Source organism: Gottschalkiaceae bacterium SANA, assembly GCA_036323355.1.
GTDB lineage: Bacteria > Bacillota > Clostridia > Tissierellales > GPF-1 > GPF-1.
Genome location: AP028876.1, coordinates 1812829 through 1836207 on the forward strand (window position 1 = coordinate 1812829; position 23379 = coordinate 1836207).

The 23379-nt window shown below is 43.3% G+C and carries 18 protein-coding genes, 7 tRNA genes and 2 rRNA genes; 24 read left to right on the forward strand and 3 right to left on the reverse strand.

All coding sequences use genetic code 11. The features are described from left to right. Window positions 1–120 precede the first annotated feature (120 nt). The 10 genes from AC25CA_RS08510 to AC25CA_RS08555 all read left to right on the forward strand — a co-directional run bounded on the left by AC25CA_RS08510 (window position 121) and on the right by AC25CA_RS08555 (window position 5777). Window positions 121–196: transfer RNA gene (locus AC25CA_RS08510), tRNA-Ala, on the forward strand. Between the two features lie 123 nt (window positions 197–319). Continuing rightward, window positions 320–3259: ribosomal RNA gene (locus AC25CA_RS08515) — 23S ribosomal RNA — on the forward strand. A gap of 74 nt (window positions 3260–3333) precedes the next feature. Continuing rightward, window positions 3334–3450 (forward strand): 5S ribosomal RNA (gene rrf, locus AC25CA_RS08520). An 8-nt stretch (window positions 3451–3458) separates the two neighbouring features. Then, a tRNA-Asn gene (locus tag AC25CA_RS08525) sits at window positions 3459–3533 on the forward strand. A 58-nt stretch (window positions 3534–3591) separates the two neighbouring features. Continuing rightward, window positions 3592–3667 (forward strand) — tRNA-Met (locus AC25CA_RS08530). 5 nt (window positions 3668–3672) lie between these two features. Then, window positions 3673–3749, forward strand: a tRNA-Met gene (locus AC25CA_RS08535). A gap of 5 nt (window positions 3750–3754) precedes the next feature. Next, window positions 3755–3829: transfer RNA gene (locus AC25CA_RS08540), tRNA-Glu, on the forward strand. Window positions 3830–3855: 26 nt separating this feature from the next. Beyond that, window positions 3856–3931: transfer RNA gene (locus AC25CA_RS08545), tRNA-Val, on the forward strand. Window positions 3932–3936: 5 nt separating this feature from the next. Continuing rightward, a tRNA-Asp gene (locus tag AC25CA_RS08550) sits at window positions 3937–4013 on the forward strand. Between the two features lie 510 nt (window positions 4014–4523). Next, window positions 4524–5777, forward strand: a complete 1254-nt coding sequence (locus AC25CA_RS08555) for a hypothetical protein (protein ID WP_486813430.1) — start codon at window positions 4524–4526, stop codon at window positions 5775–5777. Window positions 5778–5969: 192 nt separating this feature from the next. Here AC25CA_RS08555 and AC25CA_RS08560 read toward each other — a convergent pair whose 3' ends face one another. Further along, the gene (locus AC25CA_RS08560; RefSeq protein ID WP_486813431.1) at window positions 5970–7490 is read right to left on the reverse strand and encodes a glycoside hydrolase family 26 protein; all 1521 of its coding nucleotides are present in this window, start codon (window positions 7488–7490) and stop codon (window positions 5970–5972) included. A 72-nt stretch (window positions 7491–7562) separates the two neighbouring features. Next, window positions 7563–7754, reverse strand: coding sequence for a 50S ribosomal protein L28 (gene rpmB / locus AC25CA_RS08565; protein WP_486813432.1), 192 nt, complete (start codon window positions 7752–7754; stop codon window positions 7563–7565). 165 nt (window positions 7755–7919) lie between these two features. Between rpmB and AC25CA_RS08570 the strand changes: the two genes are divergently transcribed. The 6 genes from AC25CA_RS08570 to AC25CA_RS08595 are packed head-to-tail and all read left to right on the forward strand — an operon-like array spanning window position 7920 to window position 13448. After that, entirely contained in the window at window positions 7920–8282 is a 363-nt protein-coding gene (locus tag AC25CA_RS08570; protein ID WP_486813433.1) for an Asp23/Gls24 family envelope stress response protein, read from the forward strand. A 14-nt stretch (window positions 8283–8296) separates the two neighbouring features. Next, on the forward strand, window positions 8297–9901 hold the full coding sequence (locus tag AC25CA_RS08575) for a DAK2 domain-containing protein (protein ID WP_486813434.1): 1605 nt from the start codon (window positions 8297–8299) through the stop codon (window positions 9899–9901). Between the two features lie 36 nt (window positions 9902–9937). Then, on the forward strand, window positions 9938–11941 hold the full coding sequence (locus AC25CA_RS08580) for an ATP-dependent DNA helicase RecG (protein WP_486813435.1): 2004 nt from the start codon (window positions 9938–9940) through the stop codon (window positions 11939–11941). After that, window positions 11922–12470: a 16S rRNA (guanine(966)-N(2))-methyltransferase RsmD gene (rsmD, locus tag AC25CA_RS08585; RefSeq protein ID WP_486813436.1), complete on the forward strand. Its 549-nt coding sequence runs from the start codon at window positions 11922–11924 to the stop codon at window positions 12468–12470. The genes AC25CA_RS08580 and rsmD overlap by 20 nt, the downstream gene beginning before the upstream one ends. A gap of 4 nt (window positions 12471–12474) precedes the next feature. Further along, window positions 12475–12957 (forward strand): pantetheine-phosphate adenylyltransferase, encoded by a 483-nt coding sequence (coaD, locus tag AC25CA_RS08590; protein WP_486813437.1) that lies wholly within the window; start codon window positions 12475–12477, stop codon window positions 12955–12957. 2 nt (window positions 12958–12959) lie between these two features. Beyond that, window positions 12960–13448, forward strand: a complete 489-nt coding sequence (locus tag AC25CA_RS08595; protein WP_486813438.1) for a hypothetical protein — start codon at window positions 12960–12962, stop codon at window positions 13446–13448. A 25-nt stretch (window positions 13449–13473) separates the two neighbouring features. On the opposite strand, the gene AC25CA_RS08600 is transcribed toward AC25CA_RS08595, so the two are convergent. Continuing rightward, window positions 13474–14682 (reverse strand): tRNA(Met) cytidine acetate ligase, encoded by a 1209-nt coding sequence (locus AC25CA_RS08600; RefSeq protein WP_486813439.1) that lies wholly within the window; start codon window positions 14680–14682, stop codon window positions 13474–13476. 152 nt (window positions 14683–14834) lie between these two features. Between AC25CA_RS08600 and AC25CA_RS08605 the strand changes: the two genes are divergently transcribed. The 8 genes from AC25CA_RS08605 (at window position 14835) to ftsY (ending at window position 23333) form a co-directional block, all read left to right on the forward strand. Beyond that, window positions 14835–16031 carry an acetate/propionate family kinase gene (locus AC25CA_RS08605; RefSeq protein ID WP_486813440.1) on the forward strand — a complete coding sequence of 399 codons (1197 nt, stop codon included), beginning with the start codon at window positions 14835–14837 and terminating at the stop codon, window positions 16029–16031. 56 nt (window positions 16032–16087) lie between these two features. Further along, window positions 16088–16588: a YceD family protein gene (locus AC25CA_RS08610; RefSeq protein ID WP_486813441.1), complete on the forward strand. Its 501-nt coding sequence runs from the start codon at window positions 16088–16090 to the stop codon at window positions 16586–16588. Between the two features lie 12 nt (window positions 16589–16600). Next, entirely contained in the window at window positions 16601–16780 is a 180-nt protein-coding gene (rpmF, locus tag AC25CA_RS08615; RefSeq protein ID WP_486813442.1) for a 50S ribosomal protein L32, read from the forward strand. Window positions 16781–16866: 86 nt separating this feature from the next. Further along, entirely contained in the window at window positions 16867–17856 is a 990-nt protein-coding gene (plsX, locus tag AC25CA_RS08620; protein ID WP_486813443.1) for a phosphate acyltransferase PlsX, read from the forward strand. A 2-nt stretch (window positions 17857–17858) separates the two neighbouring features. Continuing rightward, entirely contained in the window at window positions 17859–18089 is a 231-nt protein-coding gene (gene acpP, locus AC25CA_RS08625; protein ID WP_486813444.1) for an acyl carrier protein, read from the forward strand. A gap of 46 nt (window positions 18090–18135) precedes the next feature. Then, window positions 18136–18804 carry a ribonuclease III gene (gene rnc / locus AC25CA_RS08630; RefSeq protein WP_486813445.1) on the forward strand — a complete coding sequence of 223 codons (669 nt, stop codon included), beginning with the start codon at window positions 18136–18138 and terminating at the stop codon, window positions 18802–18804. Window positions 18805–18818: 14 nt separating this feature from the next. Then, window positions 18819–22382 carry a chromosome segregation protein SMC gene (smc, locus tag AC25CA_RS08635; RefSeq protein WP_486813446.1) on the forward strand — a complete coding sequence of 1188 codons (3564 nt, stop codon included), beginning with the start codon at window positions 18819–18821 and terminating at the stop codon, window positions 22380–22382. A gap of 12 nt (window positions 22383–22394) precedes the next feature. Further along, complete coding sequence (gene ftsY / locus AC25CA_RS08640; RefSeq protein ID WP_486813447.1) at window positions 22395–23333, forward strand: signal recognition particle-docking protein FtsY; 939 nt, start codon at window positions 22395–22397, stop codon at window positions 23331–23333. Window positions 23334–23379 lie beyond the last annotated feature (46 nt).

Sequence of the window (23379 nt, forward strand, 5' to 3'; positions counted from 1 at the left end):
CGAGAACTGTCATGTTCTGTTTTGAGAGATCATAAGTCTTTCAAAGTTAAAAAGCTACTTGAAAGCGAATGTCAAGTAGGGTGCAAGGCAAGCGCAAGCTTGTGGGTGCACAAAAACCGTGGGGGTATAGCTCAGTTGGGAGAGCACCTGTTTTGCAAGCAGGGGGTCAAGAGTTCGAATCTCTTTATCTCCACCATTTTGTTCTTTGAAAACTCAATAAGAATCATCCAAGCAAAAATAAAAAACAAACACAGCACTAGATGTAAATCGAAGTGGGTGAATGTAATTTTTTTGTCTTTAGAATTCTCTTTTAAGAAACGGTCAAGTTATAAAAAGCATAGGGCGGATGCCTTGGCACTAAGAACCGATGAAGGACGTGGTAAGCTGCGAAAAGCTTTGGGGAGCCGCAAGCAGGCGTTGATCCAGAGATATCCGAATGGGGAAACCCACATACGGCAAACCGTATGTATCCTATGGTGAATACATAGCCATAGGAAGGGAACCCGGTGAACTGAAACATCTAAGTAGCCGGAGGAAGAGAAAGAAAAATCGATTCCCTGAGTAGCGGCGAGCGAAAGGGGAACAGGCCAAACTAGACTGGCTCTGCTAGTCTGGGGTTGCGGACCGATATAAGGGTACAAGTTGATAGCCAAATACCGCTGGGAAGCGGAACCGTAGAAGGTGATAGTCCTGTAGGTGAAATCAACGAATATCTGATCGGTATCCAGAGTACCATGGGACACGTGAAACCCTGTGGGAAGCCGGGAGGACCATCTCCCAAGCCTAAATATTCCTTAGTGACCGATAGCGCATAGTACCGTGAGGGAAAGGTGAAAAGAACCCCGGAAGGGGAGTGAAATAGAACCTGAAACCCTATGTTTACAATTGGTCGAAGCACGTTAAAGTGCGACGGCGTACTTTTTGTAGAACGGGCCAACGAGTTAAGGTGTGCAGCAAGGTTAAGGACTTCAGGTCCGGAGCCGAAGCGAAAGCAAGTCTGAATAGGGCGAATTAGTTGTATGCTTTAGACCCGAAACCGGGTGACCTATCCATGAGCAGGTTGAAGCGGGAGTAAAATCTCGTGGAGGACCGAACCCATATACGTTGAAAAGTGTTGGGATGACTTGTGGATAGCGGTGAAATTCCAATCGAACTCGGAGATAGCTGGTTCTCCCCGAAATAGCTTTAGGGCTAGCCTCAAGGAGAGTATCGCGGAGGTAGAGCACTGACTGACCTAGGGGCGTTTATACGTTACCAAAGTTTATCAAACTCCGAATGCCGCAGATATATACTTGGGAGTCAGACTGTGTGAGATAAGTTTCATAGTCGAAAGGGAAACAGCCCAGACCGTCAGCTAAGGTCCCAAAATATTAGTTAAGTGGGAAAGGATGTTGGACTACACAGACAACCAGGATGTTGGCTCAGAAGCAGCCATTCATTCAAAGAGTGCGTAATAGCTCACTGGTCGAGTGGTCCAGCGCCGAAAATGTCCGGGGCTCAAACTAATTACCGAAGCTACGGCTTGTATCTTTTAGATACAGGGGTAGGGGAGCATTGTATGTGGGACGAAGTCGTACCGGAAGGAGCGGTGGACTGCATACAAGAGAGAATGTTGGCATGAGTAACGAAAGCGAAGTGAGAATCTTCGCCATCGGAAGCCTAAGGTTTCCTGAGGAAGGCTCGTCCGCTCAGGGTTAGTCGGGACCTAAGCCGAGGCCGAAAGGCGTAGGCGATGGACAACTGGTTGATATTCCAGTACCACCTTAGATTGTTTGAGAGATGTAGTGACACAGAAGGGTAGGTAGAGCACACTGTTGGTTATGTGTGTCTAAGCAGGTAGGCTAGTGTGCAGGCAAATCCACACACTATTAGGCCGAGACGCGAATGCGAGGGAAATTTAGTACCGAAGTCGCTGATCCCACGCTGTCGAGAAAAGCTACTATTGAGAGATAAGGTGCCCGTACCGTAAACCGACACAGGTAGGCAGGAAGAGAATTCTAAGATGATCGAGAGAACCATTGCTAAGGAACTCGGCAAAATGACCCCGTAACTTCGGGAGAAGGGGTGCCCTTGAGAGTGAAGTCATACGACGTAAGCTTTTGAGGGCCGCAGAGAAAAGGCCCAAGCGACTGTTTAGCAAAAACACAGGTCTCTGCTAAGTTGAAAGACGAAGTATAGGGGCTGACGCCTGCCCGGTGCTGGAAGGTTAAGGGGAAGTGTTAGCGGTAACGCGAAGCACAGAACTTAAGCCCCAGTAAACGGCGGCCGTAACTATAACGGTCCTAAGGTAGCGAAATTCCTTGTCGGGTAAGTTCCGACCCGCACGAAAGGCGTAACGATTTGGGCGCTGTCTCGGCAATGGACTCGGTGAAATTACAGTACTCGTGAAGATGCGGGTTACCCGCGGCAGGACGGAAAGACCCCGTGGAGCTTTACTGCAGGCTGGCATTGGATTTTGGTATAATATGTACAGGATAGGTGGGAGACTTGGAAGCCGGAACGCCAGTTTCGGTGGAGTCGCCCTTTGGATACCACCCTTATTATACTAGGATTCTAACCATAGGCCATGAATCTGGTCTTGGGACATTGTCAGTTGGGCAGTTTGACTGGGGCGGTCGCCTCCAAAAATGTAACGGAGGCGCTCAAAGGTTTCCTCAGCACGGTCGGAAATCGTGCGTAGAGCGTAAAGGTAAAAGGAAGCTTGACTGCGAGAGCTACAACTCGAGCAGGATCGAAAGATGGACTTAGTGATCCGGCGGTACCGAATGGAAGGGCCGTCGCTCAACGGATAAAAGCTACCCCGGGGATAACAGGCTTATCTCCCCCAAGAGTCCACATCGACGGGGAGGTTTGGCACCTCGATGTCGGCTCGTCTCATCCTGGGGCTGAATTCGGTCCCAAGGGTTGGGCTGTTCGCCCATTAAAGAGGCACGCGAGCTGGGTTCAGAACGTCGTGAGACAGTTCGGTCCCTATCCGCCGTGGGCGCAGGAAATTTGAAAGGAGTTGTCCCTAGTACGAGAGGACCGGGATGAACAAACCGCTGGTGCACCAGTTGTTCCGCCAGGAGCATAGCTGGGTAGCTAAGTTTGGAAGGGATAAGCGCTGAAGGCATCTAAGCGCGAAGCCCCCCTTAAGATTAGATTTCCCATCACTTTATGTGAGTAAGACCCCTTGAAGACTACGAGGTTGATAGGCTGGAGGTGTAAGGGCAGCAATGTCTTTAGCTGACCAGTACTAATAGGTCGAGGACTTGATCAGATTAGAAGAGAGTTTTAAAGCGGATGATTCTTGTTGAGTTTTGAGAGAGCAAATAAGCTTTCTTGACAAAAGAATCTGGTGACGATAGCAAAGAGGACACACCCGTTCCCATCTCGAACACGGAAGTTAAGCTCTTTAGCGCTGAAGATACTTGGTGGGAGACTGCCTGGGAAAATAGGACGCTGCCAGTTTCAACTATTCTTAGGTAGCTCAATGGTGGAGCAACCGGCTGTTAACCGGTAGGCTGTGGGTTCGAGTCCCACCCTGAGAGCCATAGAGTCGGACCTAAGGAAACGCAAGTTTCCTTGGGAGAACCGAAGAAAACATAATGTCGCGGGGTGGAGCAGTTGGTAGCTCGTCGGGCTCATAACCCGGAGGTCGCAGGTTCAAGTCCTGTCCCCGCAACCATATTTGGCGGCATAGCTCAGCTGGCTAGAGCGTCCGGTTCATACCCGGGAGGTCACAAGTTCGATCCTTGTTGCCGCTACCAAATTGGGCCCTATGGTCAAGCGGTTAAGACACCGCCCTTTCACGGCGGTAACCCGGGTTCGAATCCCGGTAGGGTCACCAATTTCATTCAAGTAAGACACAAATATGGGCGCTTAGCTCAGTTGGGAGAGCACCTGCCTTACAAGCAGGGGGTCATTGGTTCGAGCCCAATAGTGCCCACCATATTTGGCCTAGTAGTTCAGTTGGTTAGAATGCCAGCCTGTCACGCTGGAGGTCGAGGGTTCGAGTCCCTTCTAGGTCGCCAAAGAGAAGTCGTAAGACTTCTTTTTTTGTTGCGTTTTTTTATGGCTTTTTCTCATTATCATCAGGCAAGTTCCAAATGTTCGCCTCAATATTCACTTTTGTAAAGCTTGTCTATCTTAAAAGATTCTTTTTGTCTCTCTTGATATTTTCCGATTTCTTCCTTTCAAAGAAATGATTAAATCGAATCTTGATTACATTGTGCCTAAGAAAAAAACTGACCGGGGCATTGGAGTCACCACGTGCATAATTATTCAAATACAATAGATTCGTGAATGTGATCATCTTTAACACAAATTAAGAATAGCACGATGATTTAATTATTTTGTGAATAATAATGACAAATTGAAGAATAACCACGCAAAGTGCTATACTTGAAATAGATGGAAATTCATAATAAAGCATGGTGCTTGCATGAGTGGTTTGGAAAAAAAGGAAACTAGTGCTGATTGGTTGATTTTGCCTGTACACGTTTAGAGATTGTGACGAATTGTACGTTCTGGAGGAGAAATAAATGAAAAAGACAATTGTTTTTCTACTTCTAGTCTTTGCACTGCTTATGACTGGCTGCAAACAGGAAACACCAGTGGTTGAAAAAGAGAAGGAACCAAGTGAGAGCAGTGGGATTGTTACTGAAGATAAGCGGGTGGTTCAGGCGTCTTTGGTCGATGATGAAATTTGGGGTGTTCTGCGGGATTTTAATGATCCACGATCCTCGAGCATTATTTTCTATCAACTTACTGATCAACTCAAAGAATTGAAACCTGACACGCCCTATGAAACAATTAGTGATGATCCACTTCAGCTGGGGATGGGAACAACGATTGCAGGTAACGGTGATTTGATCTCATTTCAGGACGATTCCTTGTTTCTGGCCTATCATCGAAAGACAAAAGAATTGGATTTTCAAAATCTCGATCAGCGATCAGCGAAAGCCTATTCCTATACCGGCGGTGCCTATGTGGGTGTGGAAGAGCAATGGATACGCGTACGAAATTCAATGAATCATAAACTTCTCTGGGAGGTGGAAGATCTATCAAATCCTTTGCAATTTTTCACATGGTATCACGATACGGTTCAATTTGCTTATTTATCCGGACAGAATGAAGTGAAATTCGCAAGTGTTGTAGAAGAAAAAATCCATTCGATTCCACTTTCTGGTTTTGCACCGGAAGGCTTGGTGGATTATACGAATTTGTTTTGGTCGGCCGACGGCACTCATTTGATTATGGAAGCCCTATGCGAGCATGGTGCGGTTCTGCAGGTGATTCACATTTCTACGGGTGAAGTGGTCTATGAATATGATTTTGATGACGACGGCACTTTATTGGGTGTTGCTGGCGGTAATCAATTGCTTGTGCTCGATGATGCGAAAGATCGAAAACTGATCCTCTGCAACTATTGGACCGGGGATGAAAAGATTTTGCTTGAAACCGAATTGTATATTCATTTCGCTATGCTGAACCGATATGAGAATACGGTCATCTATGATCTATACGACCCGGATAAAAAAGAACAAAGCATTCAAATCATGGATTTGAGTGAGATCGATATGGAAGCGCCTTCTTCCAACGTTTCTGAAAAGGCGAAACAACAAGAAATGGATCTTGCAAAGAGAATGAACGTACCCTGGTCTGTCATCGATCGCTTGATCGACAAAGGATATATCGTTGAAGAAATCGCAATAATGACCATCGACGATGTGAGGGGGCAGCTGTCTGATTCGCCGATTCTCTTGGAAATAATCGAGAAACAGCAGTCGGAGTAAATACTTTTATAAGGTATAGAGCCATTACAAAAAGTATTAGGAAAGCGAGTCTAATCTTCCGATCGTTGTGCTCGATAGAGATTGCCTTATCAAGCTTGAGAGTAAAATCGCACGGTTTTAAACAGCAAAATGGAGCCCTTCAAAGGCTCCATTTTGGGTTCATACAGATAATTTTATAAAAAACATTCGAACCTATTCAGTGGCGTAAAAGGACTTAAAGCCTTCCCTGAAGGCATCCATGACATCGGGCGTCTCATCGATATAGTAGGGACGGGCAATTTTACCGCCAGTGGCATAATCGGCATAATCCCACCAAATCAAGGCCTCGATCCTCGGATAATAAGGAAGTTGATCGAACATTTCCTTGATCCAAGTTTCTTTGTTTCCGCCGATGGAACTAGAAGAAAACTCGGTAATCAATAGGGGATAAGCGAATACTTTGTCATATTCTTTATAAATTGGATCAAAAATCTCTGCAAAGGAACGCCATCGTTCTCCTGGATAGAAATTTCCGGTATTGTAACCCGTCAGGCCGACAGCATCGATTTGATCAAGGGCGGGGAGGTAGGCGAGCATATGATTCCACCTGTATTGGGGAAAAGACCGTTCATTGGGATTGAAGATCCAACGGGCGTTGTCGGCGCCTTCCTCTTGAAAGATCTGATAGATCCAATTCCATGTATCCTTATATAATTGAGTTTCCATGCCAAAATACAAGGCAGAGTAATTGCACCAATCTCCATTCATCTCATTATTTAAACGAAAGAGGACGGGATCACCCTGTTGGCGGACGACGCGGGCCAAATCTCGAAGTTCTCTATCATAGGTGCCGTTTAGCACGGAATAAATAGATGACTCTAAACCATTGTCCTCATTGGTCTGCAGGGTAAGCTCAACCATACGATTTTCAGAGCGTGCATTCTGCAGGTCCGCTTGCAATTGATTCGGAGAATCAGTAAAGTTTGCATATCGTAGAATTAATGGGAAATTTGTGTCCAATTGTGCTTCCAGACTATTAACTGTAACGAGACTTCGGGGAGCACTGGGTTCGAAAATTCCCCAGAGTGGTTGTCCATTACTAGTGGAATTGGGCAATAGGCTTTGTAAAGCCTTCTTTGGATTGAAAAGGGGGACGCGAACACGATCGGATGGAGATTGCAAAAGCGATGGATCGAGAGGGTCCTCGGCTAGATAATAGGACAAAGCGTCTTCTATAGCTACGTGTTCATTAGAACGAATAATCAACAGGTCTCCCTGATAGGGGCCTCGCTCTACAAAGAATAGTTGATGAAACTGATAATAGTTGCTTTCATGTGTTAAAGCCTCTCTTTCATAAGTAACGTGATAGATTCGGTCTCCCTTAAAATGGAGGATCTCTTCGTTCAGGTTCAGTAAGGCTGGTGTGTTTCTAAATTGAGATGTTGAGTAAAAAGCGAAATTCCAAAAGCTTTCTTTTTTTTGAGGAAAGGATTGCGGAATCAATTCAATTTCCTTGTCATCAAGAGAAAGAGAAATTCCGACGGGCAAAAAAGCTTGATTAAAAGTTGCGCCGTTGGGAAACAACAGACCACTAGCCGACTCTGAATCCCAAAGGTATCGATTTCCTTCTACGGATGCAAAGGTATGTGGGGAAGCAGAGTCGGCATATCCGCTAGTGGACAGGCTGAGGATCAAGGTGATTGTGATACTAATTATCAGAATAACTCTTTTCATAAATTCCCTCCTAATTGAAAAAAGACTCCTTTCGGAGTCTAAAATTTCAACAATACGTCATTACGTCATCAATTAGATTGCACGCTCGACACGTTTAGAACGCAAACAACGTGTACAAACATTCATTCTTTTTGGCGTGCCATCAACAATCACGCGTACTTTTTGTACGTTGGGTTTCCAAGATCGTTTGATATGACGGTTTGAGAATGTTACAATATTTCCGGAAATTTTTCCTTTTCCACAAATTTCGCAAACTTTTGCCATGACTACACCTCCTAACATCTCTTAACGAACATCGCTATTTTACCACATTATAGAAGTGTTTGGCAAGGCTAAATATATGATTAAAATACTGTAAGTTGAATTGTTTGCCGAAATTTGGTATGCTTTTCCTGATAGCTCACAGAAAAAAGCGATAGGAGGGGTATTATGGCAGTATATTTAGAAAATGAAATTGGTAAAATTATTATAGAAGATCAAACAATAGCAAAGATTGCAGGCATGACAGCCACAGAGTGTTATGGGTTAGTTGGCATGGCGCCATCAAGCACAACGGATGGTCTTGTTGAATTGCTCAAGGGTGAGAATGTAACGAAGGGCGTTAAGGTCCATGTTGAAGAAGAGACAAATTTAATCATTGATTTGTATGTGATCATGCAATTTGGAACGAAGATATCTGCGGTTGCAAAAAATGTTATTGAAACCGTTAAGTATAATGTTGAAACGTACACAGGACTTTCCGTATTTAAGGTTAACATCCATGTTCAAGGTGTACGCATTCAAAACAACTAGGAGGTTTCATACACATGAAGGGTATTAATGGGCAGTTATTTAAACGTGCATTTGTTGCGGCTGCCGTAAATTTAGATGCGCATCGTGAATTAGTCGATGCATTAAACGTTTTTCCTGTGCCGGATGGCGATACAGGAACAAATATGTCGAAAACGATTCTAACCGCCGCAGAGAGCGTTAAGCAAGCTGACGGTGAAGATATTGGAAAAGTAATAAAAGCTGCTTCTAACGGCGCTCTGATGGGTGCTAGAGGCAACTCAGGTGTTATTTTATCTCAATTACTACGTGGATTTTACAAGGGGACAAAAGACATCGAAGAATTGGGTGTCGTTGAACTGGCAGCTGGTCTTGATCATGCCCGTGAAACGGCTTATAAGGCAGTCATGAAACCCGTTGAGGGTACCATGCTTACCATTGCCCGCGTTGTTGCGGAAAAAGCCCTTGAACTATCCACGCAAGATATGGAGATCGAGGAATTTATGGAAGCCTTGCTTGCCCACGGTGATGAGGTCTTGGAACAAACACCAGATATGTTGGCCGCACTTAAGGAAGCAGGTGTAGTAGATTCAGGTGGCAAGGGTGTTATGCTTCTACTTCACGGATTCTACGCAGGCCTGACTGGCAAGATTGCCGTACAGGAGTCTATGGATTCAGTTCAAATGCCATCGAGAACCTTGCAACCCAATGAAGAGATTGAAGAAGGGTATTGCACAAATTTTATGGTCTTGAAACCAAAAGGTTCGATTGATGATTTCCGAAATATTCTTGATAAATTGGGTGATTCAATGGTCATCGCCGAAGCGGAAGATATCTTCAAGGTGCATATTCACTCCAAGGAACCGGGTGTGATCTTACAGGAAGCATTAAAACTTGGTGAATTAACGGAAATAGAAATTGATAATATGCGTTTCCAACAGGAAGAAAAAAATCTGAAGGACATGCAAGCTGCCGCTCCGATTGAAAAAAAACCATTTAGTTTTTTGTCTGTCTCTGCGGGAAGAGGATTTAGTGAAGTATTTAAAAGTTTGGGTGCTGATCAAATTATTGCAGGGGGCCAGACCATGAACCCCAGCACGGAAGATTTGGTGGCCGCCATTGAACGCACGGGTGGAGAGACTGTCTATATTTTGCCAAACAATGGAAATATCGTTTTAACGGCCCAACAATCGGCAAAATTAAGCAAGCGAGATGTTCGTGTTATTCCGACCAAGACCATGCCGGAAGGGATTGCTGCTATGTTGGCTTTCCATACAGGAGCATCGGCGGACGACAATGAGGCTGCCATGCTTGAAGCTTTGCCGGAAATTACGACTGGTCAAATTACTTTTGCCGTACGTGACACAACGGTCAATGGTATTGATATTCAAGTTGATGACATCATAGGCATCGGAAAAAAAGAAATTCTTTGCAAGGGTGATGAAATGAATGCAGTCACCACGGTACTAGCTGAGAAACTCGTTGATGATGCAGACATCATTACCATTTATTATGGTGAGGACGTCGAGGAAGAGAAGGCGAATGCTCTCGTTGAAGCCTTCGAAGAAGTTTTTGATGATATTGACATTGAATTGGTTTATGGGGGTCAGCCCGTATACTACTATATTTTATCGATCGAATAAGCCGCTATTAGCGGCTTTTCCTTATGGGAGGACGAAATGAAACTGAACCGCTTGTCGGGCTTGGGACAAAAAAGAATTGAAAAACTAAAAGAAATTGGAATCACCAATATGGCTGACTTGCTGACGTATTTCCCTACTCGTTATGAATGGATTGAAACAAGGCTTGAGATGTATCATGAGAATCCGAAGAACAGTTTTCAGCTTGAAATTTTAATTGAAAGTGTGCAACAGAAACCAAAGTATCTGCTTTTTTCCGGTTTTGCTGAACAAATTCCCATTCAGATTATGTTTTTTCATCAAAGTTATCGGATGCAATCAATTCGACCCAATCAGTCCTATCGATTCCAAGGTAAAATTCAAAAATGGAAAAACAAATTGCAAATGGTCAATCCCATTTTAGCAAAAGAAATTACCGATGAGCGGGTCTTTTTACCGGTATATCGATTGCCCTCAGGCATCTCTCAAACCATGTTTCGACAATGGGTTCGACAAAGCATTGAAAAGGAATCTGTTTTTGAACGCGATTATTCACCTTTTTTTGGTGACCAGTTTGGTAGCCATTTCGAGGCCATTCGCACCATGCATTTTCCTGAAAATCCATCAAATCTGGAGAAAGCGCGAAAGCGCTTAGCAGCAGAAGAGGCAGTGCAGTATCAACTGGCACAAATTCTTACAAAGCAAGCAAATCGATTAGGAATTTCTCATATCGATATCGATATCAATCAATTAACAGAGTCTTTGCCGTTTCAATTGACAGATGGCCAGCTTAAATCCATATCAGAGATCCATACAGACATGATTGCACCACAGCCGATGTATCGGCTGCTGCAAGGTGATGTTGGCTCTGGTAAGACTGTTGTCGCCTTTTTGAGCATGGCAATTTCCGTCTTGTCTGGCTATCAAGCAGCCTATCTTGCCCCAACAGAAGTGTTGGCCCATCAGGTATATGAAAAAGCCATTCCCTTTTTCGAAAAAGCCGGCATTCCCTGTGCTTTGGTGACGGGTTCAACGAAAAAGAGAGAACGCGCAGAAATAGCCGAGCGAATCAAGGCGGGCGAATGTCTTTCAGTCTTTGGCACCCATGCTTTATTGTCGGACAATCTTGACTTTGCTCACTTGAGTTTGGTCGTAACCGACGAGCAACATCGCTTTGGGGTGGCGCAGCGTTCAAAGTTACAATCGAAAGGTCCGGCAGTGGATGTGCTTGCTATGAGCGCGACACCGATTCCGCGTACCTTGGCCTTAACACTTTTTGGAGAGATGTCACTTTCGGTAATTGATTCCCTTCCGGCAGGAAGAAAACCAATCCGTACCTACTTAGTAGGCCCGCAAAAGCGTAAGGATGCCTATGGCTTTTTAGAAAACGAAGTAGAAAAAGGCCATAGAGGATTCGTAGTTTGTCCTCATATTGATCTGGCTGATGAAGCTGATGAATCGGATCCTATGAGCATCGAAAAACTGGAGGGGGAGATTCAACACGCTCTCCTAAGCCGTACTAAACATACGACCCTTCATGGTCGAATGAAAAAGGATCAACAGAATCGCGCCATGGAAGCCTTCAAATCTGGAAAAACTCCGATTTTGCTGTCGACTACAATCATTGAAGTTGGAATCGATATTCCTCAAGCTACGGTTATTTTTATCGAAAGTGCTGAACGATTCGGTTTGGCTCAATTGCATCAGCTGCGCGGACGTGTAGGCCGATCCGACCGTCAATCCTACTGCATTTTAATTTGCCATACTAAATCGGAAAAGGCTATTGAACGCATGCGTGTACTGGTAGAATCCCAAGATGGCTTTGAAATCGCAGAAAAAGATTTAAGACTACGCGGGCAAGGAAATTTATTTGGTCTGGAACAACATGGATCTTTTGGCTTTACCCATCTCGATCTTGCCATCGATCAAGAAATATGGGAGACTGTTCGTCAAGCCATCTCAACCATGGATCAAAAAAGGATCCAGTCTTTTTACACCTATGCCCGTCGTCATTTAGACAATTTAAAAGAAATGAGGAACTGTGATGCGAGTAATAACAGGTAAAGCAAAAGGAATTCCCTTGCAATCACCCCGAGGATACGATATACGCCCGACAACCGATAAGGTAAAAGGGGCAATTTTCAATCGCATAATGAATGTATATCCAGAGGATGTCGTTCTCGATCTGTACGCAGGTGCAGGAGGAATGGGTATAGAATTTTTGAGCCGAGGTGCCGAGAATGTTAAGTTGGTAGACATGGATCGAGATCATTGCCGGCTGATAGAAGAAAATTTACAGAAAACCCACCTGGTGGGCGAAGTGATTTGCAATGATGTTGAAGCCAGTTTGAGAAAATTTGCCATAGAGGGTTTAAAATTTGATATAATCTTTATGGACCCACCTTATGAACAAGGTTTTGCTCAAAAAAACCTTCAATTGCTGGATTCCTTGCAACTTCTAAAGGAAAACGGGATGATTATCGTTGAACATGAGGCGGCGTTGTCGTTAAACCTGACTTTTGAGAATTTTTCATTTGTCGATGATCGAAAGTATGGAAGCATTCGAATTACCTATTTCAAACAAGGGAGCTGAAAACGTGAAGGTTGTTTATCCAGGCAGTTTTGATCCCATTACATATGGGCATTTAGATATTATCCGTCGTTGTTCTATGAAATTTGATGAAGTGGTTGTTGCAGTATTAGAAAACAACAATAAGAAAACCTTATTTTCCTTGGGGGAACGAAAAACCTTGATCCAGGAAGCCGTGGAAGAGCTTGAGAATGTGACCGTAAATACTTTTTCGGGTCTTTTGGTTGATTACGTGGCTCAAGAGCAATTTGATTTTGTCATACGCGGATTGAGAAGCGTATCTGATTTTGAATATGAGTTTCAAATGGCCTTGGTCAATCATCAACTTGACGCCTATACAGAGACTCTGTTTATGGTGACCAGTAGCCGATATTCATATTTAAGTTCAAGCATTGTTAAAGAAGTGGCTTCATTTAGCGGGAATGTCGGTTTGATGGCTCCAGCTCATGTGGCTGAAGCTCTGCAGAAAAAATTTCAGGAAGGAGAATAAGAATGGAACAAGAAACTCAATACAAAAAAGTCATGGAACTGATGGATCAGTTGGAAGATCTAATTGAGGATAGTCCAACAACCTTCAGCAGTAAAGTTAAAATTGATAAAAATGAAGTGATGGAGATTCTGAGAACCATTCGGATTGAACTTCCCGATGCCATAAAAAAAGCGGTAATTACCAATGATGAACGAGAGTCCATTGTCAATAAGGCAAAAGAAGATGCAAAAATCATTATCGACGACGCAAAGAAGCGTGCAGAACAAATGACCGCTAATCACGTGATCACGAAATCAGCAGAAGCAACAGGACGCCGTATGGTAGACGAAGCTGAGATGAAAAAGAGAAAGATAAAAAATGACAGTGTATTATATGCGGACCGCGTTATCGGAAAGGTAGAAGGGGATATGAGAGAGGTCTTGAAGGAAATGGAAGACACTTTGAATCGTGTCTATCGAACAAGAAAAGAGTTGGAAGATTTAAAGGAATAGATGGGGTGAAAAAAGGGATGATTAATCATCCCTTTTTTGGTGCCGTTCGAAGTCCTGTTCCCAAGGCAAATGAAGTTTTTGCACCCAAGTGGTAAATATCTTTTGTAGCTAAATCAAGACTCAACCCCCTGGGGGGCGTATCCGAATTCCAGCTTTCCGCTACATTTGACAAAAGTGGTACGCTTCCAATCAATTTGATCTTCTTCATCAAAGTTTGACCGGTATCTGTAAACCCAAGGGGTTTTAAATAGGAGGGTCCTTGAGTCTTGAAAGAGGATGCAAGTATTTTTGTATAGCCCAAAAGAATAGATAATAAATACCGTTTTATTCTAGAAGCTGGATATCGTTTTGAAGTCATGGACTCCACCAATTCACTATAGGACGCAACCTGATGAATCTTCTTCCATAATAGATTTTCCATTCCTTCTTCACAGCCGGCGTATTGTGCAAGTGCGGATGGGGAAAGAAGACAAATTCGATACTGAAGGAGGGGGAAATAGGCTTCTAGATCTTGATACTTTCGATTTTCCTCATAAAAATGAGACAGCGAATGAAGCGATTTTTCCGGTACAAGGACACCAGGTTTTCCGCCTGCATGTAAATGCCGTCGAATCGCCGATGCACTTTCCATAACACCTTGAATGGCTTGATCGTGATAGTTCGCTCCCTGACGTTGATAGGTATGAATTTGAAAGCCTTGATTTCTAGTCAGCATGGCTTTCACGTATTCAATGCCAAGAATATTATTGGGTTTCGAAAAAAATCCTTTTTCAGAAATTGAAATTTCTTGTTCTAAAACCTTGGCAATGGCACTGGAATAAGAGAGACCACCTTGCATGGCCAAGGGGATTTGAGAAGAAAAGCGTTCACCATGATTGCGCAAATAGCCCTGAACGTGAAGAAAATCATCGATGTTGCCAGACTCACTTCCAAAGATCAAATCTGTTACGATGCCTGTGGCTTCTAGGCTCCAAATCGCGCCTAATGCAAAAAACTCTGCACTAGCTAATACGTAAGCAGGGTGTAGCTCTAAAACCAAATCTGCACCATAAGAGAGGGCTACTTGCGTTCTGCGCTCGGCATTGATAATTGCAGGTTCACCGCGTTGAACAAAATCCCCGCTCATGACCACAACAACCGCATCGGCCTTGCTAATCTCTTTTGCTTTCTTTAAATATAATTCATGTCCATGGTGAAATGGATTGAATTCAGCAATGCAACCAACTATTTTCATTGATCATCCTCCTGTATCTAGCCTACCTTGTCCATTTGAATTCGTCAATTACAGGCAATAAATTTGTATCGATTGAATCATTTGCTTTATTGCTTTTTGGTGTTTCTTGTATTATTATTGTATGGACTATTAGAATTTGAGGAGGGAATTGTATGAAAGTTTTAGTTATTAATTGTGGAAGTTCATCATTGAAATATCAATTGATCGATATGACAGATCAGACTGTTCTTGCAAAAGGATTAGGCGAAAGAATTGGAATCGAAGGTGCCATTGTAACCCATGAGACACCGGGTAAGGAAAAACACATCGTTCAAAAGCCGATGGAAACACACAAAGAGGCTTTAGAAGTTGTTTTAGAATCCATCGTTGATCCGTCTGTAGGGGCGATTTCTTCATTGAAAGAAATTGATGCGGTTGGACATCGCGTTGTTCATGGTGGAGAGGAGTTCGCTTCTTCTGTTATGATCACAGATGCAGTAATTGCAGCTATGGAAAAATGTTCAGAATTGGCTCCCTTACATAATCCGGCAAACTTAATTGGGATTCACGCATGCATGGAATTGATGCCTGGCGTGCCTATGGTTGGTGTTTTTGATACAGCCTACCATCAAACCATGGATAAGGCGACCTTCCTTTACGCCTTGCCATACGAGCTTTATGAGACACATAAAATCCGTCGATACGGATTCCACGGAACCTCGCACAAATATGTTGCAGAGCGTGCTGCGGATATGATGGGCAAATCATTGGAAGATTTAAAATTGATTACATGCCACCTTGGAAACGGTGCTAGTGTTGCAGCGATTTCCGGAGGAAAAGTGGTTGACACAAGCATGGGATTCACACCGCTTGAAGGCTTGGTTATGGGTACTCGCTGTGGCGACATGGATCCTGCCATCGTAACGTTTTTGATGGAAAAGGAAAACATGTCGATTGCAGAGGTTAACTCTTTAATGAATAAGCAATCCGGTGTATTAGGAATTTCAGGCGTAAGTAGTGATTTTCGCGATATTGAAGCGGCTGCGGCTGAAGGCAATGAGCGTGCGGAACTTGCATTGGCGAAATTCTATCTACGTGTCAGAAAATATATTGGAGCATACCTAGTGGTTATGGGCGGAGTCGATGGCATCGTATTCACTGCTGGTTTGGGAGAAAACTCCAAGATTGCTCGCGCTGAGATTTGCAAGGACCTTGCTGGTCTTGGTATTGAGATCGACGACGTGCGTAACGACATGAGAGGCAAAGAAGCCTTTATCCAAAAGGAAGACGCCTCCGTTGCTTTGATGTGTATTCCAACAAATGAGGAATTAATGATTGCCAAGGATACTTTGTTATTAATCAAAGGATAACTTGACAAACGTTGGAAACCTCAATATAATTAACTGTGCTGCATTGAGGTGATAATATGCGATATAATCTTGAAGTTTTTAAGAAAAGCGAAGAGCTCCAAACCTCATTTCATTCGGAATTCCAACTTCCGTTGGAGGATGCCTACAGATCCGTTTTACGGGTTCAAGGTCCGATCGTAATGACGGCTGAGTTATACCGAGTAGAGGATGAAATTTTATGCTACGGGAAATTCTCTTTTTCGACTATGGAGCACTGTACAAGGTGCTTGGATTCAATGCAGATTGAATTCAACTCAGAGTTTCGTGCGAAAATTGTTGCTGAAGACTTCACGGATGATTCTGAAGAATATTGTTTGCTCTACCGAGATGGTGAGTTAGCAATTGAGGAATTGATTCAAGAAGTAGTCCGCATCGAATACCCTTTACAGCATATTTGCGGACTCGAATGCAAAGGACTTTGTCCAAGATGTGGTGTTAATTTGAATCATGAAAGTTGCCAATGCGAAAATGAGGATATTGATCCACGACTCGAGAAACTAAAGAATCTTTTTAAATAAGGAGGTGTCTCAATGGCTGTACCTAAGAAAAGAACAACCAAAGCGAAACGTGATTCACGTCGAGCGAGCAATTCAAAGCGGGTAGCTGTACAATTAGTAAATTGCCCACAATGCCACGAGCCGAAACTGCCTCATCACGTATGTAAAGCATGTGGTTACTACGGGAGCAAGGAAGTTGTAGAAGCGAAATAAGAGATAGAAGCAGCCTAGACTGCTTCTATTTTTTTTGCCTATTTTTATGGTATAATAGCTAGGTATGAATAATAAGGAGGGATAGTATGCGAATTGCGATAGATACCCTGGGGGCAGACCTCGGTTCAGATAGAATCGCGAAAGGCGCCATTCAGGCGTTGGGACAATCCAAAGAAATATCGATCCTTCTCATCGGAGATGAATTGGTTTTGAAGCCAGTGGTTACTCCGGATATTTCAGATCGAGTTTCCATTGTCCACACAAGAGAAAAAATTGAAACAACAGATAAACCGGTCATGGCGATTCGAAGGAAAAAACAAGCATCCATGGTTATGGGTTATCAATTGTTAAAAGAAGGAAAAGCCGATGCTCTAGTCTCTTGTGGCAATACGGGAGCCTTGTTGGCAGGGGGGCTTTTTCTCTCTGGTCGAATCAAGGGGATAGAACGACCTGCCTTGACGCCGGTGATCCCGACAATGGATGGACCTAAGATTATGCTGGATGCAGGCGCAAATGTGGATTGCAAGGCAAAGTTTTTGCTGCAGTTTGCTCAAATGGGAAAAATCTATTCTGAACGTGTATTTGAAAAGAAGAATGCAAAAGTCGGATTGTTGAATATCGGCGCTGAACCTGGCAAGGGAAGCCAATTGTACAATGAAGCCTATGGACTGCTTGACGCATCTGTCGAGAACTTTATTGGGAACGTGGAAGCGCGAGATGTGCTTGAGGGTAACTACGATGTTCTTGTGGCAGATGGATTTGCTGGAAATATTCTCTTGAAAGCTGTTGAAGGCACGGCTTCAACACTTTTCGGACTATTAAAGACATCATTCACGGCTAGCTTTTTCTCCAAATTGGCAGCCTTGATTATGAAAAAACCTCTTGGCGGGATCAAAGATCGTTTTGATTACCACGAAGTGGGAGGGGCACCGCTTTTAGGCATTCAACATCCCGTTATTAAAGCCCATGGAAGTTCCGATGAAACCGCTATGATGAATGCCGCTCTATTCGCGGAGAAATTCACAAAAGCGGGTGTGATACAAGCCATTCAGAAACTTAACAATGAGGAGGAGTAAACATGCATTTTGAAACCGTTCAAAATATTATTGCAGAGAATTTGGATATTGAAAAAGAGAAAATTCAATTGAACTCACGATTCAAAGAAGACCTTGATATGGACTCTATCGAATTGATGGAAGTTGTCATGGCTTGTGAAGAAGAATTTGGTGTTGAATTTCCCATTGAAAATGCCGATTCCATCACAAGCGTGCAGGATGCGGTCAATCTAGTCAAAGATATAAAGAAATGAGCTCAATAGGGCTCATTTCTTCCATACATAGAGAGGGGAGGGAACTATGATTACAAAAATTCAATACACCTTTCAGGATGCAAATCGATTAACTGAAGCATTAACCCATAGTTCGTATGCCAACGAACATCGAGAGCAAGGATTGAAATGCAATGAGCGATTGGAATTTCTGGGGGATTCAGTTTTAAGTATCGTAATCAGCGATTATATCTATCGCCGTTTCATGGATCTTGACGAGGGGGATTTAACAAAAATTCGTGCATCGATTGTCTGTGAAGACTCCCTTGCCATCGCAGCCAAGAAAATTGATTTGGGTCAGTTTTTGTACTTGGGAAAAGGGGAAGAGCTGACTGGTGGACGAAAAAGAAAATCAATTCTGGCTGATGCATTTGAAGCGGTAATTGGAGCGATTTACTTGGATGGCGGAATCGAAGAGGCTCGTAGCTTTATTTCAGAATCACTAAAGGCAATTATCGACGCCGGAATTCACGGTCGATTGAACCGTGATTACAAAACGGAGTTTCAAGAGTATGTCCAACGAAATGGAGAAGTCGCTATACGTTACGATATTATTGATCAAACAGGTCCAGACCATTGCAAGGAATTTCAGGCAGCTGTTTATGTCGACAATCGATTGTATGGACAAGGTATCGGTTTCTCTAAAAAAGAAGCGGAGCAAGAAGCCGCACAAGATGCCCTAGAAAAATTGTCATAAAGAAGGTGAAGCAGGTGTATTTAAAAAGAATCGAAATGAAAGGATTCAAGTCTTTTGCCAATCGAACAGCATTGAACTTTGAGCCGGGAATCACCTGTATCGTTGGTCCGAACGGCAGTGGGAAGAGCAATATTTCTGATGCGATCAAATGGGTCTTGGGTGAACAAAGTTCCAAAGCCTTGCGGGGCGAAAAAATGGAAGATGTCATCTTTGCAGGAACCCACAAAAGAAAAGCAACGGGATACGCGGAAATTTCTTTGATCCTCGATAACGAGGAACGTTCACTTCCTATTGATTATTCCGAAGTCGCTATTACCCGGAGGTTGTATCGTTCGGGAGAAAGTGTCTACGCCATCAACCGTAAATCTGTTCGACTAAAGGATATCCGAGATATTATGTTTGATACAGGACTGGGTGTTAATGGCTACTCCATGATCAGTCAAGGAAAAATTGATCATATTCTAAGCAAGGACTCTAGTGAACGCCGCGCGGTTTTTGAAGAAGCTGTGGGAATCGCGAAGATTAAGTCGAAAAAAGAAGAGACGGGTCGAAAGTTGGAGCGGACAGAACAAAATCTGGAGCGAGTTCAAGATATATTGTTGGAACTTGAGCAACAATTAGAACCCCTTCAAGTGGAAGCTGAAGAAGCAAAGAAATACAAACTTCTTTTCGAAGACATGCGCAGCCTTGATGTCAGTTTGGTCATTAATGATCATGATCATACAAAAAAACGTGTGCTACAAATCCGGGAACGAAATGAATTCGCCCAAGAACGCCTAAGTCTACTTACAGACGATCGTATGAGGTTGAGGGAAAACCTTAACGAACGGGAGACTTTCTTTGTGGAAAAGGAAGAAGCCCTTCGCGAGGCAGAACAGGGCCATCAAACCTTACAAATTCAAAAGGCAAACCTGGATCATGAACACTCACGAATTAAGGAAAAGGAAGAGGCTCTAGAAAAAGAGCGCCTCGAATTGGAAGAAAAATCAGAAACGACAAAAGCCCTTCAAGTAAAAGAACGCGGCCGTTTTTCTATTATTGAAGAAGAGTTTTTAGCCTTAAATCGTGAATTGGATAACATCGAAACAGAATTAAGTCAATTGGACTCTGGAAATGAAGAACTTGAAAGCCAACGTACTTCCATGATGGAAGCCCTTGATCAAAAACGAAAGTCCCTTCACAATCTAACCAATAGGCTCTCGCAAGCCAAGGAACTTCACAACGAATACAGGCAAAAATATTTTGAGGTAGCCGGCGAAAAAAAACGGTACGAAGACCTGCTTCAACAACAGAATGAAAAGGCAATTACTAAAGAAGCAGAGTTAGAAAAAATAATGGCCAAGCAAAAGGAAGAAGCTGCAAGCTTAACGAAAAATCAAGAAGCCTATGACGATAGCGGTTTAAAGCGGGAAAACTTGATCTATCAATTGCGAGAAGAAAAAAACACTTTGAGTCAGGTTGACCACGACTTGGATCGCATTGGCAATAAAATTCAGTTTGAAAAACGCGCGATCGACGGATATGAGGGATATTTCCGCGGTGTCCGCCAAATTATGGGAGAACGTGACAATGAACCCCAAATGAAAAAAAGAATTCTTGGTGTTGTCACAGACCTAATTGATGTACAACCTAAATACCACAAAGCCATTGAAACAGCTTTGGGTAATGCCCTTCAGAATATTGTGGTTCGTACGGAAGAAGACCTCAAATCCATTGTTCGCACTGTCAAGAAAAAGAGATTTGGTCGAATTACGATTTTACCCATGGACTTGATTCGTCCAAATTCAATGCCGGAAAGGGATCAAGATGCTGGTATGCTTGCTTCTCAAGCAGTCAACTGCAAAGACGAGTTTATCCCAGTTGTTCAATTCTTATTGGCAAGAACCTTTATTGCAGAAACCATGGATGAAGGCCTAGCCATCGCAAAAAAGACTAAAATGCGTTACCGCGTAGTGACCATTGACGGTAACATGATTAGACCTGGCGGAGCTGTATCAACGGGTGAGTTGAATCGAGAAGGTGGTTTGCTGGAACGAAAAAGTCTCTTGTCTCAATATCAGCAGGAAAAAGAAACATACACCAACAAAAAACGGACCATTCAAACGCGGCTTCAAGGCATCGCCAAGGAACTGGAAGAACAGGAACATTTGATGCAAGAAAGCAAGGACCGAAAAGACTTTATTGAAATTCAGGTAAAGACCTTGTTGAATCAAGTTACCTTCCTGCAGAGGGACCACGAAACCTTAATCCGAGAGAAACGCGGTTATCAAAACACTTACGAGCAATTGTGCCGTGATGAAGAACGAATGAGCCATCAAATTTCGCATGCTGATGAAGAACAAAATGACCTGACAGAGCAGCGAACGATCCTCGAGACTGAAATTGAAGAGGGTTCCACGAAAATGAAAGATCTGGAGCGTAAGATGCTTAAAGATCTCAATGTTCGTCAACCAAAAGAAGTACAGCGGGCGTCTTTGCTGGAGAAGATTCACCATAAAGAATTTTTGCGTAACGAGTATCAAAACAGAATGAGCGCCTTTCAATCCCAGCTTGACGAGGGGCAATTTAATCAAACAAGGAATCGCGAAGATCGAATCGGCATTCAAAGAAAGATCCAGGAACTTGATCAACAAATGATCCTGATGCTTTCACGTATGACAGATGCAGAGGAAAGGCGGAATGCTTTGACGCAAGAAATACAGGAAGCCAAGCAAACCAGTCAAAGTATGAACCAACGTTATTACGAAATCGATGATGAGTTGTCGGAGTTAAAAGATCGATTGCGAAAAGATGAAGTGAATCTTACCAAGAGTGAGATGCAAGAAAAACAACAGGTTGAATACCTTTGGGAGCAGTATCAAATGTCCATCGCCATGGCTCGAAAAATTGCCCTTGAAGACTTCGCCGTCGCTACAGCACGAAGTACCGTTAAAGATCTTAAGAAACAAATACGGGACCTGGGAGAGGTCAATTTGACATCCATTCAAAAATTCGAGGAAGTCAATGAACGTTTCACTTTTCTCAGCCAACAGCAAGCGGATTTACTTTCTGCAAAAAAAGATCTAGAATCTTTGATTCACGAATTGGTTGATTCTATGGAAAAGAGTTTTCTGGCTGAAATGGAAGCAATTCGCAAACAATTTACACAAACCTTTACCCATCTCTTTGGTGGAGGAGACGCCGATATTCAACTACTCGATCCATCTCAACCTTTGACCACGCCGATTCGCATCGTCGCACAACCACCAGGGAAGAAACTTTCTAACATATCGGTACTATCCGGTGGAGAAAAGGCTTTAACAGCAATCGCTTTGATGTTTGCGATTATTCAATTGAAACCCACGCCCTTTTGCGTGCTCGATGAGATTGAAGCAGCCCTAGATGACGCGAATATTAAACGGTTTACTGACTTTCTTCAGGAGCATTCTGCCATGTCTCAATTCATCATCATCACTCATAAGCAAGAAACCATGCGCGCTGCAAAGGTCTTGTACGGGATTACCATGCCTGAAAAGGGAGTTAGTTCGGTTTTGTCTGTGAAATTGGAGGACCTGAAACCAGAGGAGTATATTAATTAGGAGGCACAATTCTTGGAAAAGAAGAATGGTTTTTTTAAAAAATTATTTGGCGGCTTAGAAAAGACACGTCAACAACTGACCAATCGCATTTCGGCCCTGGTTAGCGGTCATAGCGAACTGGACGAAGAATTCTATGAAGAATTGGAAGAGATTCTGATTCTTTCTGATATGAGTTTTGATACGGTGGAAGCATTGGTTCAAGAAGTAAAAAAACGCGCAAAAAAAATGGGCGCAACAGAATCAAAACTAGCCGAAAGCTTAATTCGAGAGATCTTGATTGACTGGCTTACCAATCATCCCAATGAAGCAAAGCCAAAATCGAAACCCCATATCCTTTTGGTTGTGGGCGTAAACGGTGCTGGAAAAACAACCACTTGTGGAAAAATTGCAGCCCTGGAAAAAAGAAAGGGACAACAAGTTATGCTTGCTGCTGCAGACACTTTTCGTGCCGCAGCCGTCGAGCAATTAATGGTTTGGGGCGAACGGGCTCAAGTGCCTGTTATCTCTCAGGGACAAGGTGCTGATCCAGCTGCTGTTGTATTTGACGCCGTTCAGGCGGCCAAGTCTAGAAATATCGATCTTTTAATCTGTGATACAGCAGGCCGCCTACACAATAAGAAAAACCTGATGCTGGAATTAGAAAAGATTCATCGGGTGCTTAAGCGTGAAGCAGCAGATGCCAGCATCGAAGTTTTACTCGTCTTAGATGCAACCACGGGTCAAAATGCCGTTCACCAGGCGAAAACCTTTCATGCCATTACCCCGCTTGATGGGATCATCCTAACCAAGCTGGACGGCAGCTCAAAAGGGGGCGTGATTGTCCCTATTGTGCAGGAGCTTCAGATCCCCATTCAATTTATTGGTGTAGGGGAAGGTCTCGATGATTTGCAGGAATTTAATGCTGAAAAATTTGTTGATGCATTATTTCCAGAAACCGTTGACAAAGCATAAAAAAACAAGTATACTTTGATTACTGTCAAGCAAAAACCTTTACGAG

Excerpts from the sequence above, each read along its gene's own strand:
- AC25CA_RS08555 (WP_486813430.1), top strand. The coding sequence starts at position 4,524 with ATGAAAAAGACAATTGTTTTTCTACTTCTAGTCTTTGCACTGCTTATG.
- AC25CA_RS08560 (WP_486813431.1), bottom strand. The coding sequence starts at position 7,490 with ATGAAAAGAGTTATTCTGATAATTAGTATCACAATCACCTTGATCCTC.
- rpmB (WP_486813432.1), bottom strand. The coding sequence starts at position 7,754 with ATGGCAAAAGTTTGCGAAATTTGTGGAAAAGGAAAAATTTCCGGAAAT.
- AC25CA_RS08570 (WP_486813433.1), top strand. The coding sequence starts at position 7,920 with ATGGCAGTATATTTAGAAAATGAAATTGGTAAAATTATTATAGAAGAT.
- AC25CA_RS08575 (WP_486813434.1), top strand. The coding sequence starts at position 8,297 with ATGAAGGGTATTAATGGGCAGTTATTTAAACGTGCATTTGTTGCGGCT.
- AC25CA_RS08580 (WP_486813435.1), top strand. The coding sequence starts at position 9,938 with ATGAAACTGAACCGCTTGTCGGGCTTGGGACAAAAAAGAATTGAAAAA.
- rsmD (WP_486813436.1), top strand. The coding sequence starts at position 11,922 with ATGCGAGTAATAACAGGTAAAGCAAAAGGAATTCCCTTGCAATCACCC.
- AC25CA_RS08595 (WP_486813438.1), top strand. The coding sequence starts at position 12,960 with ATGGAACAAGAAACTCAATACAAAAAAGTCATGGAACTGATGGATCAG.
- AC25CA_RS08600 (WP_486813439.1), bottom strand. The coding sequence starts at position 14,682 with ATGAAAATAGTTGGTTGCATTGCTGAATTCAATCCATTTCACCATGGA.
- AC25CA_RS08605 (WP_486813440.1), top strand. The coding sequence starts at position 14,835 with ATGAAAGTTTTAGTTATTAATTGTGGAAGTTCATCATTGAAATATCAA.
- AC25CA_RS08610 (WP_486813441.1), top strand. The coding sequence starts at position 16,088 with ATGCGATATAATCTTGAAGTTTTTAAGAAAAGCGAAGAGCTCCAAACC.
- rpmF (WP_486813442.1), top strand. The coding sequence starts at position 16,601 with ATGGCTGTACCTAAGAAAAGAACAACCAAAGCGAAACGTGATTCACGT.
- plsX (WP_486813443.1), top strand. The coding sequence starts at position 16,867 with ATGCGAATTGCGATAGATACCCTGGGGGCAGACCTCGGTTCAGATAGA.
- acpP (WP_486813444.1), top strand. The coding sequence starts at position 17,859 with ATGCATTTTGAAACCGTTCAAAATATTATTGCAGAGAATTTGGATATT.
- rnc (WP_486813445.1), top strand. The coding sequence starts at position 18,136 with ATGATTACAAAAATTCAATACACCTTTCAGGATGCAAATCGATTAACT.